The 11,669-nt window shown below is 42.0% G+C and carries 5 protein-coding genes; all 5 read right to left on the bottom strand.

Translation table 11 applies throughout. The annotated features are described in order from the left end of the window. A partial coding sequence (locus tag ACEW8U_RS09130) for a GH36-type glycosyl hydrolase domain-containing protein (protein WP_373521734.1) occupies window positions 1-1,348 on the bottom strand: 1,348 nt, incomplete at its 3' end. Between the two features lie 63 nt (window positions 1,349-1,411). Further along, window positions 1,412-7,780, bottom strand: a complete 6,369-nt coding sequence (locus ACEW8U_RS09125; RefSeq protein WP_373521733.1) for a glucoamylase family protein — start codon at window positions 7,778-7,780, stop codon at window positions 1,412-1,414. 613 nt (window positions 7,781-8,393) lie between these two features. Continuing rightward, window positions 8,394-9,734 (bottom strand): DUF2231 domain-containing protein, encoded by a 1,341-nt coding sequence (locus ACEW8U_RS09120; RefSeq protein WP_373521732.1) that lies wholly within the window; start codon window positions 9,732-9,734, stop codon window positions 8,394-8,396. A 12-nt stretch (window positions 9,735-9,746) separates the two neighbouring features. Beyond that, window positions 9,747-11,255: a DUF1501 domain-containing protein gene (locus ACEW8U_RS09115; RefSeq protein WP_373521731.1), complete on the bottom strand. Its 1,509-nt coding sequence runs from the start codon at window positions 11,253-11,255 to the stop codon at window positions 9,747-9,749. A gap of 1 nt (window position 11,256) precedes the next feature. Continuing rightward, window positions 11,257-11,669: DUF1553 domain-containing protein (locus tag ACEW8U_RS09110; RefSeq protein WP_373521730.1), on the bottom strand; the 413-nt coding region annotated here is incomplete at its 5' end.

The following is an 11,669-nucleotide window of genomic DNA, read 5'->3' as shown; positions in this document are numbered from 1 at the left end:
TGCCTTTGATGCCTACACGGTCCATGCCATCGTTCCAATCGCCAGACCCAATAAAGGGCAATCCATGTTCCCCAAAATGAAGGCTGTGCCTGATAGCCCTGACACAATGCTCATATAAAGAAGCAGAAAAGTTTCCGCTAGCAGGAAGATCATAAAAGGATTCCTCCTCCTGATAAAGCGGCCTGCTTTCCAGAAAACCTACGGTTTCATTCAATAGATCTTTATCCCCTGTGGCAGCAATATATCGAGAAACCACAAAAGGTAACCAAAGCATGTCATCAGAGCAACGTGTCCGGACACCTCTTCCTTCGGGAGGATGCCACCAATGCTGGACATCACCCTCCACAAACTGTCTTGATGCACTTAACAATATTTGCTTTCTTGCCAGATTGGGTTGTGTATTTAAAACTGCCAACACATCCTGTAGCTGGTCTCTAAATCCAAAAGCCCCTCCGGATTGATAGAATCCACTCCTGGCGAATATCCGGCAAGCTATGGTCTGGTACATCAACCAACCATTTGCTAAAATATTAAGAGACTGATCAGGAGTTTCCACCTGAACCGCACCCAACACTTCTTTCCAATATTGCTGAACCTGAATAAGTGAATTCCAAACATCATCAATCGTACTGAATTTCCTGATCAAGGCCTGTGCCTCTTGGAGGTTTTCCTCATTGCCCATTCGGAAAACGATAGTTTTGTCCTCCCCATCCAGCAAAACAACCTTGACCTGTAAAGCGCCACAAGTATCCATCCCTGCACCGCTTTTTCCTGAAAGCTTTGTGAGATAAAGAGCCTCGGGATCCTTCATACTTCTGTTTCGTCCAATAAATTCAGCTCTATCGGTAGTATAACTCAGGTTTGCCCCCTCTACTTTGAAAAATGCAACCCTTTCTCCAAATACAGAATTATATCTGTTTGTAAATAACAGGGCACCGGTTTCCTGATCATACCGAGGTAAAATGTGCATATTCGTTTTGGATCGTACATCTCCCAGAATGAGCTCCATAAACCCGGTAGCAGATATTTCACGCTCTCTTCCAGACCGGTTTTTTAACTCCAGAACAATAAATTTTATGGGAGAATCCTTGTCCACGAAAGTAACCAGATGTGATTCAATACCACTTTCTATATGATCAAAAGAAGAATATCCAAAACCATGGGTTGTGATATATCTGGAGTCGCCTTTAGTTGGGAACGGCATCGGAGACCAAAAATCTCCGGTCACTTCATCTCTAAGATAAAAAGCTTCGCCACCAATATCGCAGATCGGATCGTTGTTCCAAGGGGTTATCCTGTATTCATGTGCATTAATTGCCCATGAATAGGCAGACCCGCTTTCTGAAATAACAGAACCAAAATTTGGATTTGCCAGGATATTAGACCAGGGTGCAGGAGTAGTTTTATTTTTTTATGTAACAATTTTATATGTCAATCCATCTGGTGTAAATCCCCCGAAACCATTAAAAAATAAAAGGTCATCCTGTAAAGTGGCTTCCAATTGGATGGGATCTGCTGTTCTTGGATTTGCTAGCAGTAATTTAGGCATAATTCCATCCTCATAATGCCTGTTTACCTGCTCGGCAAGAGTTCCTCTGTTATCATGAATGATAATACGGGCTACACTTCCAAAAAGGCTTCTGTCTTCAGGGGAAATTTGGTCGGCAGATTTAACGAATATGCTACCGGCTTTTCCATAGACCGTATTGCTGGCTAATTCCGTACTGATCAATCCCTGAATCTGCTCTTGTAATACCTGCCTGTAAGTTCCATAATCCTCATTCCAAATGACAAGATCTACAGCCAGACCTTTTAATCTCCAATAAGCATGGGCTTTAACCAATTGTTTCACCAAATCCAGGCTTTCGGGGTCATGTATATGCAATAAGAGAATCGGAATATCCCCTGAAACAGAATGGCTCCACAGACCTGATTGTCCTCTGAAATTACTTTCAATCAAGGAAGCCTGTGCCCTCATTCTTGGATTGGCATAAATTAGGGAAGCAGCTAAGCGATCATATAGCTGTGCATCTCCTTCGGAAGCATTTATTTGTCTCAGTAATACCTGACTATGTGTCCATGAAAGTTCAAAAGCCCGTTTTTTGAGATGCTTGTCCCGATATTTGTGCATCAAATTCTCACAACCTTCCCTAGTTTCATTTATACCATAGATCAGTTCAATGACAGCAGTTTGCCCTGGATTTACACTGATTCTATACCGAATGGATAAAACAGGGTCGAGGACAGCGCCATCTTTACCGGAAAGTGCATCTACATTCATAGCCTGAGGGCTTGCTAAAGTATTCCCTCTTCCTATGAATTCAAGTCGATCAGTTTCAAAAGAAACTTCTTCGACCTTAGCCCCATGTGCTTCCATCAAATGAAACATCCAAGGTGGATTGTCTTCTTCCGATCTCGGTCTGCGGGTACAAAGAATTGATCTGTATTCAGGGAAAATTTCAGTCTGGACAAAAAGATTGCTGAAGGCCGGATGGGCTTCATCCGAAGCCTGTGTAGCCATAACTACTTCTGCATAGCTAGTTACTTCCAAAACTTTTACAGATCTTGTCCGGTTCATCACCTTGACTCTTCTCATCTCTGTATCATCCTCCGGCGAGACTACGATTTCCGTTTTGGTTTCAATACCGGCATCCTGTCTTCTAAATTCAACATTTCCAGGAGAATACACCACCTGATAATCTATAGCAGGCACCATAGTTGGATGATGGGTATTAGACCAAAATTTTCCGCTTTGAACATCCTTGATATAGCAAAATATTCCCTTGTCATCTTTAGTGGTATCCTCCCGCCAGCGGGTAAGTGCAATGCCCTTCCATCGGCTAAAACCTCCTCCGGAATTGGTTACCATCACCTGATAACGGCCATTGCTTAAGAGTTGTACTTCAGGAATCCAGGTATTGGATTTGTTAGTAATCCTCATATGGACCTCTTTGGTAGAGATCTGTGTTTCAGGAAGATCTTCCATATGTGCATAGAATAATGTCGCTCTTGGAATACGTTCCTGAAGTAATAATAAAGTTGCCTGAAATCGCAATTCAGACAAGAACCGCTCTTGCATCGGTCTATTCAACAATACATAAGCCAATGAAAGTAGTCCCATTCCTTGATGATGCACCATATAGGATTGGACAATGGTATGATCTGAACCTCTGGCCTGACGGCTTTTGTTATAATCAATTGCTTCATAAAACCCAAATTCACCTTCAAATCCCTCTTTTGATAAAAGCTGAAGGTTGGAAGTAGCTTTTTGGGGGGAAACCATCAAAGCCAACATCGTCGCATATGGCGCTATAACCAAGTCTTCTTCCAATCCCCGTTTAAGACCAAGGCCCGGAACTCCAAAGGCTCGGTATTGATAATTCATATGGGTATCAACCCCATTATAACCGGATTCGGAAATACCCCAAGGAACTCCCCTTGATTTTGCATACTCGATTTGTCTTTTTACGGTAGATTTATTTGTTTGGTACAGCAGCGTATTTTCAAAAGCGGGCATAACAAGCTGCGGCATTAGATACTCAAACATGGAACCACTCCAAGAAATCAAAATAGGGCCTCCACCGGAATCTGTCAGAAGTCTGCCCAAAGCAAACCAGCTTTCCTGGGGCAGTTTACCTTGAGCTATTGCCACAAAAATACCCAAACGGGCTTCCGAGGCAAGGAGATCATAATACCCATCATCTTTCCTTTGCTCATCTACATTATAGCCTATTCTCAAAAGACTATTTGTTTTATCATATAAGAAATCATAGGAAATATCACTAAGAACTTCGCACTGTTGAGCCAATTGGTCAAAATGTAATATTCTTTCACTTGCTAGGGTTTCTCCGGCTTTCAATAAGGGTTCTATCCGCTTTAACCTATCTTCGTTTTGAAGATATTCTCCCCCCCGCTCATCACTTACCATAAATAAAAACCGGTCGTGTAGATGCTTTATTTCACTTAGTGAAGGAATTTGATCAAGTAAGACAAAATGCCCGGAACTCTCCATAACCTTTAATAAATCCAGCCATGGAATAAGCTGAACAAGGTCTTCTATGATGTTTTTTAGTTGATCATGAAAGCGGATTTTCCATTGATATAGACCAGTACTGCTTTCTGGAGTGCTTTCTAATAATTCCTGACTCAAAATCAACAGCTCATCCAGCAGTTGCTTCACCTTATTTAAAGAACTGCTATACTGATCAATCGCCTGATCCAGTTTAACCGCTATTTTTTCAACCAATTGGTCAGGATCTTCCTGAAAAACATCCTGAAGAATAGATATGGTGGTTCTCAATCCTTCCAAATTCCGTACAGAAAAAACAGGATGTTCTTTTACCTCCAACAAACCTTGTTTTAGAGTAAGTAGATGTCCGGCTAGATTACCACTATCAACAGTGGAAACGTACCTTGGACGTAATGTATTTAAGCTCAAGGTGTCATACCAATTGAAAAAATGTCCTTTATAGCGCTCCATTCTGCGCATAGTAGTAAGGGTTTGATCACATCTATTGAGCAGATCCCGATTTGAGATGTAACCGAAATCATATGCCGTAAGATTCGCCAACAAGGTCAAACCCATATTTGTAGGGGAGGTACGATGGGCAATGACTTTTATCGGATGTTCCTGAAAATTATCCGGTGGTAGCCAGTTCTCTTCGACATTTACGAACTGTTCGAAAAAAGACCAAGTTTTCCTTGCAGTTTTGTGTAGAAAGGCTGTCTGTACATTAGGTAAAAAAATGTCTTTTTCCAACTCTGGAACACTGAGTTTCCAAGAAAGAGCCGGAGCCAAAAACCAAAAAATAATCATGGGAGAAGCGACTAAAAAAGCTCCTAAATCTCTTGTTGCTAAAAAATAAATTACACAAAATATCGACAACAAAGGCCCAATCCACATCTCTTTGTAATTGGAAAAGATGTTATTTCGGGAATCTGAGGCTGTAGTAGCAGAAGGGGTCCACTCCAATAATTTTTTATGAGAGACTATCAATCGCCAATTGGTGCGAAGGATCGCATCCATATTATTGTAGGCTTCGTTTGGTAAAATGGCTATGCCAAAAATAAACTGAAGCATGATACTCTGAACTGATTTGCCGACCTCAGCTAAATGTGCCTTGAAATCCAGGTCTTTGGGTTTATTTATTAGCTGCCAGCCTGCAGCAGCCATTACGGCGAAAAGTATAATAATTGTCACAGTAGCCGTCCAAAACCAAGGGAATGGAAGTATGGACCAACCCAACAGTAAAAGTAAGATTAATGAAACGGGCAACAAACTCCTTCTTAAGTTGTCCATGATTTTCCACCTCGACAAAGTGGAAAGCGGGTTTTTAGTAAGCTTTCCCTGAGGGTTTGACACAAAAGGAAACATCCATGCGCCTATCTGCCAATCACCCCTAATCCATCGGTGCCGACGTCGGACATCAATTCCATATTTAGAGGGATTTTCTTCATATAAAAGCACATCACTTAATAATCCCGCCCTTGCGTAAACTCCTTCTAATAAATCATGGCTTAAAATCCTGTTATCCTGAAACTTATCATTGACTGCTTTTTCAAAAATATCGACATCATAAATTCCTTTTCCAATAAAAGAGCCTTCTCCAAACAGATCCTGATAAACATCTGAAGATACTTTCGTGTAGGGATCAATCCCGGTTAAATTACCATAAAGACGCAAATACAAAGTACTGTTTGATTTCTTAGGTAGACTTGCTGCCACTCTCGGTTGAAGAATTCCATAGCCTTCAATTACTCTTTTCTTTTTAACATTGTAAATAGGCTGATTGAGCGGATGAGCCATTGTGCCAATAAGTTTCCATGCAGAATCTCTCGGAAGCTGAGTGTCCGAATCCAAAGTAATAACGTATTTGACATTGGTCAATTTCCTGTGATTTCCGGTAACCATAGAAAATTCATTCTTTCCAGCAGACCTTAGCAAAGAATTTAAAGCTGATAATTTTCCCCTTTTTCGTTCATAACCCATCCATTTTTTTTCCTTGGAATTCCATGTCCTTGGACGGTGAAACAGGAAAAATATTTCGTCATCGGGACGTTCATATTTTTGGTTTAGATTTTCAATTTTGCTGACAACCAATTCCAGTAAGCCTTGATCCTCAGGCATTGTTTCCGAATCTGCATCCATAAAATCAGTCAGCAAACCATAGTGGAGGTTTTCTTCTTTATTTGCCAAAAACCTTATTTCCAATGCTTCGACAAGCTCCTCTATATAAAGTTTGCTACTGAGCATGGTAGGAATCACCACAAGTGTCCTCTTCTCAGGAGGAATGCCCCTACAGTAATCCATTCTGGGAAGTAATTCAGGTTTTATGATGACCGTCGAAAGCCAGTTAACAAAAGAAACACCTAATTGAGCTGATCCTGAAACGGATAAAACGGCTACCAAAGCCAGCATCCAATTAGGGAGATTTCCAAATCTGAACGCCATATACCACATTCCTGCAGCGAAACTGAGCGTGATGGCCGTAATGGAAAATAAATATAGGAATACGGTAAACCTACCGGCTGCCCTCACAACTTTATGTTTGAAGCTTTGCTGCATAGTAGCAGCTAACTCTAACTGCTTAAGTCCTTTATCGATCAGGTAATATCCTACATGTTGCTTTTTAAAAGGTTGTTGGTTTAATCCAGCTGCATTTTTTGCCAATTCATTCACTTTCTCTGCCACTTCCAATTCTGAAAGTGGACTTGCTTTTGCAATGGCTTCCACGACGTGGCGATATCGGTCTCTTGTAGAAAAATCCATAAATGAATAAATGCCAGCTGGATCTTTTCTTAAAGTGTGATCTACAATGCTTAGTGTTTCTACAAACTCTTTCCAGTCAGTAGCCCCGAGTAACCTGAGTGTTCCGATACTGTTTCGAACAGAAACCTGGTTTGCCGCCTGTTTTTGGTTTTCTAACAATACAAGCTCACTGCTGCTCGTCCCCATCCTTGTCAACTGTTGCTCCATCCAACTTAGAGGTAAGGCCAATGAAGGCCCTTCTCCCCGTAACCTCCTGGTAAAACCTGCTACAAAAGAACTTTCCAACACCGGCTTTTCTCGAGCCATATCTGCAATGGTAAGAATAAGGTCTCCCGGTTCTTCCTTTAGGGTAGTGATCATCCGCTCAGCCCAATAATCAGCCAATGTATCATCTATCATATCCAAAGCAATCCCGGCTGAGACCCTTCTGATATTTTCTATCACTGCCAACCTCAACATGATCGGAATGGCCCAAAGTTCTCCTAAAGTGAGTAGGGTATGTGTTTGATAAGCACCTATAAAGCTGGTAAGTCCTTTAATATCAACCCTTCCATCACTGTGTGATATGATTTCCAGAACAATATCATAGACTCTCGGCATTTTTGCGGAATTTCCATCAGCCAAATAGGGTAAGTCTTCACTATATCCTTTTGGCAAGTGTTTTCGTGCGGTGACTACTTGTTCCTCAATGAGATAAAAGTTATCTAACAACCACTCGGCTCCAGGGGTAATAGTTTTACCTGTTTGAATTCTTTCAACCAACAGATTCCGTACTTCCAACAAAGCCTTATCATTATCTCCCAACCTTTTAAGAAGTTTATCAGGGGACGTTTTTTGGAGAAGTGTATGCGATTGGGCCAATATTTTCCCATGCCGATCCATCTGATCAGAGCTATATAGCTCTGATCTGAATGGAGCTTCTTTCGGTCCTGGGCTGAATATGCCATCCCTTTGGAAAGAAGACCTAAGGAGCGACATGATATCTAACACTGTACTTGCGGAAACCTTCATGTACATTTATATTTAGAAAGCCTTCATCTTATAAATAGAAAAGTCCAAGGAAACGTCCTATGGGTATCTCTAGGCTTTTGTGATTGAATGAGAAAAGCAATCAGGGTATTTCTTTATGATTAAATCGGATTAATCCCAGTTACCCACTTTTCAAATTATTCAATAAATAATCTCCAAGGACCCTTCTTATTCTACCCACTCTTCAAAAGGAATAATAAGGGACAAGAAAACTAATTGGTAAATTATTTATTTGAAAATTTATATTTTCGTGAAGTTAGTTATTTTAATTTAATTAAATTCATCATTACATAAATAGAAATCATAGGTTTAACAGTTTAATGGCTGCTAAAAATTTGGTAAAAAATTCAGGAATTATTTTATTTTTTGTAGAAAAACCAATTGTTAACTAAGCTTCAAACCTCACCAATTGGCCTTAAAATGGCCATCTAATTTGGGGAAAGACCGGGTAGGTTATCCTAAAGTGTATATTCAAAAAGAAAATACCCGCTTTAATACAATAATTGTGATTAAATTAAGGTTAAAAGTCATGAATTTTGATATCATTCTTTAACCAACCAAAAAATTCTTCAATTAGAAGTTAACTAAACCTATTTCAACTTCCAAAGACTACCTTCACCCCGGCGGCCCTTATTTTTTCCACCTTTTTATCCTGAGGTTCAATAGCCGTATTCCATAGGAAAAGGGATTTGAGTGAATGGATTTCAGCAAGTGTTTCCAAACCTGCGGTGCTGACTTTGGTCCCGTTCAGGTTTAAACTTTCCAGTTTGGAAAGGCTTCTCAAAGCTGAAATTCCGGATTCCGAGATGGGATTATTTTCGATCCGCAGCCTTTGCAAATTGGAAAATTGCGCGATCTGACTCAAGTCAGAATCCTGAATACCTGTCCCGGCCAAACTGAGCCAATAAATCTGATCTTTGATAGGCAAAAGTGCTTTCAATAATTCGGAGGCTTGATTCTTCGCGGCATCCGATGGCAAGACAACATCTAGTGCGCCTGTTTCATGGGAGAGAACCCTTACCCGAAATCCCATTTTCTCCAAAGCTTTAAGATGAACTGTATCGATGCTCAACGCTTGTATTTTCTCCCCTCCGAGAATATTTAGTCTAGGCTTAGCCCATGCAATAATTTCTTCATCCGCACCCATCAAGGATACCTTGGGATCTGCTTTTCCATTTGATATCCACCAAATAAGCACTTGGACTTCTTCCTCAGTGAGGGGCTTTTTCCCTTCCGCCGGCATAAAATCATCGTGTTCAGCCGGCAGCGTTACTCTCCGGATCAGCTCACTTTTTTCAGCATCTGCAGCTATAAAAACCGGACCGTTTTCTCCTCCTTTGAGCAATGTCTCATAGGAAACCAAGTTCAATTCACCTTTGGTTTTTCCGGGTCGGTGACAGCTTTGACATTTGCTCCTGAGAACAGGTTGTATCACATCTGTAAATACCTCAGCATTCTCAACCTTAGCCAAAACCCGACCTTTGCTCTCTTCCTGCTTTTCACCAAAAGGTGCAAAGGCAGTCAGATAATCTTCCCCATGAGTCAGGCTTCCTCCAAAATGTCCAGTGACAGAAAGTGCCAGGATCATAAAACCCAACACAGCATAATTAAGCTTTTTGCCAAATCTGAGCTCATTCTTATTCACCCACCAAGCAATTCCAGAAAAAATGACAGTCGTCCAACCCGCCACCAAATGCATATCCAAAAGGTCGCCATCATATCCCCCTGATCGTGAAAGCAAAAATCCCAATACTGCCGCGATCAAGGCGCTGATTGTACCCAAAAGCATAGAAAAACTCACCGCTTCCTGCATGGCAGGCTTTTTCCCCAAGGCCATATAGGCTTTGAAGAGAACTGCAATGATCAAAAAACCTATAGGCAAGTGAACCCAAAGTGGATGAAATCTTCCGATGAAAGTAATCAGGTCTTGTGTCATTTTCGGAATTTTCTAGTTTAAAATTCCCTTTACCACATGGCCCTCTACATCTGTAAGCCTAAATCTTCGACCCTGATGCTTGTAGGTGAGTTTTTCGTGGTCTATCCCAAAAAGATGCAAAATCGTAGCCTGAAGGTCATGTACATGAACCGGATCTTTGACCACATTATATCCAAAATTGTCTGTTTCTCCATAGGTGAATCCCGGCTTCACTCCCGCTCCACACATCCATTTGGTAAAGCAGCGTGGATGATGGTCCCGGCCATAATTATCAGGTGAAAGCGTGCCCTGACTGTACACCGTCCTGCCAAATTCACCTCCCCAAACAACGAGCGTATCTTCCAACAAACCCCTTTGCTTGAGGTCTTTGATCAGTGCCGCCGTCGCCCGGTCAGTTTTCTGACATTGGTTTTTTATCCCAACGGGCAGATTCCCATGTTGATCCCAGCCCTGATGGTAGAGTTGTACAAATTTGACATCCTTTTCGATGAGCTTTCTTGCCAAAAGGCAATTGGCGGCATAAGTTCCGGGGTCGCGGCTGTCTTCACCATACATCTCATACACCGAGTCGGGCTCCTTGGACATATCCGTAATTTCAGGCACAGAAGTCTGCATCCGGAAGGCCATCTCATATTGGGCGATGCGGGCGCTGATCTCAGGATCTCCATAAGTATCCAACTGCACCTCATTCAATGATTTGAGGTAATCGAGCATTTCACGCCGGTCATTTCCGTCGTAATTTTCAGGATTGCCAAGATAAAGCACGGGGTCTTTGCCAGAACGGAATTGGATGCCTTGGTATTGGGAAGGAAGAAATCCATTTCCCCAAAGTCTGGCATAAAGCGGTTGGTCCTGCACGGCATTTTTGGAAACCAAGACGATAAAAGATGGCAGGTTTTGGTTGTCCGAACCCAAACCATAACTCAACCAAGCGCCCATCGAGGGTCGGCCCGGAAGTTGATGACCTGTCTGGAAAAAAGTAATGGCCGGATCATGGTTGATCTGTCCCGTCTGCATGCTTTTGATAAAACAAAGCTCGTCCACGATCTCGGCCGTATGGGGCATCAATTCACTCACCCAAGCCCTACTTTGGCCATATTGACTGAATTTGAAAGCTGAAGCAGTCATCGGAAAAGAACTTTGATCGGCACTCATCCCTGTAAGACGTTGCCCGTCTCTCACCGAATCGGGGAGCTCCTCCCCATGAAGGTCTATTAGCTTTGGTTTGTAATCATACAATTCCAATTGGGAAGGTCCACCACTTTGAAAGAGGTAAATCACACGCTTGGCCTTGGGCATAAAATGAGGCAAACCAGCCAATCCATTGGCTGACTCAGAAAGCAAAGGTGGGCTTTGGGGATTTTCTGCAAAAATCTTCTCCATTCCCATCAGCGAGCCCAAAGCCAGGGAACCAAGCCCCAAAGAAGTTTTTGTCAAAAACCTCCTTCTGTCCATATTCTTTTCAATCTCCTGAAAATCTCGGTTTGAAGACCTGAGAGGGGCATCGTGATGGTGACTCATATTATCTTTTGGTTAGAAAAGCGTCTGAATTGATAATGGCGCTGGCTGTGACGGCATTGGCCGCAAGGTGGAAAGGATCCAAGTCCGGGGGAATCTGATATTCCCCGGAAGCCAACCAGCCTTTTGTTTTATTGTGGTCTGACTTGAATTTAAGGTATTCATTTTCCCTTAATTCCAGAAGAATTTGAAGCTCCTTAGGGTTGGGTTTTCTTCCTGTAAGCCTTCGAAATGTATCTTCTATAGACTTGGAGATTTCCGGATTTGCCAGCATCTTTTCACCCAAAACCTTGGAAGCCTCCACAAAAGTCGGATCATTCATCAGTACCAAAGCCTGAAGTGGGGTATTGGTCTCCTGTCTTTTACTCACTGAAACACTGTGGTCGGGTGCATCGAAGATGGATAATGCAGGATGGT

The sequence above is a fragment of the Aquiflexum sp. genome (assembly GCF_041751335.1).
GTDB lineage: Bacteria > Bacteroidota > Bacteroidia > Cytophagales > Cyclobacteriaceae > Aquiflexum.
This window is presented reverse-complemented; position numbering and strand designations above follow the sequence as displayed.